Here is a 792-nt window from a genome sequence, read left to right as displayed (position 1 = left end):
GTAAGGATGAACAATCTGATCGTACTGACGATATTAGTGAAGGCCAAGCTGTGGCGGGTCCTAGTGACGCCTCATCTATAGACGCAACAGATCCTTCATCTTTTGAGATGCCTCAATATGAAAAGAGTCTAGATTTCAACACTGATCCTGCGATCAAAAATATCGAAGATAAGGATGGCAAAAGATATACCACGCTTAATTTGTCAAATTATGCCAAGCAAGTAAACAATGCCACATGGTCGCCGAATATGAATGTCAATTCAGCGATGACCATCAAAATGCAGGCTTTGCTTGACTGGAACTATGCCTCTCCTGGTCCAATCGATGGTGGTTGGGGCATGAATAGTAAAAAGGCGTTAATCAACTTTCAAACGATGAAAGGATTACCAGCGACTGGTACGATGGACCAAAAAACATGGGATGCATTGACTAAGAATATCCCTGCCAATAAGCCTGTTTTAGTCACGTATACGTTGACTGAAGATGATATCAAAACCAACTTTTTGACTACGCCTTCAGGCTCGGAAGCCAAGTCAAAAGTGAAAGGTTTGTATTATCAAGACATTAAAGAGATGCTTGCTGAGCGCTTTCATATGGACATACGCTACCTTGATAAGTTAAATAAAAATAAAAACTATCGAGCGGGTGAAACCATTACCGTACTTAACACACGTAAGCCGCTCAATGAGCGTATTAATCGCGTGGTTGCTGATAAAGCAAGCAAAACACTATATGCTTATAATGATGATAAGCTGGTTGCTACTTATCCAACGACGATTGGTAGCGATGCCA

Annotated in this window: 1 protein-coding gene; it reads left to right on the top strand. The window is 41.2% G+C overall.

Features of this window, described 5'->3' with window-relative positions; all coding sequences use genetic code 11:
* The coding region (locus ACS8FD_RS19290) for a peptidoglycan-binding domain-containing protein (protein ID WP_439277048.1) at positions 1–792 on the top strand (792 nt) is incomplete at both ends.

The sequence above is a fragment of the Psychrobacter sp. 1U2 genome (assembly GCF_051847575.1).
Note: the sequence above shows the minus strand (reverse complement) of the source record. Positions and strands in the feature narration are given on the sequence as shown.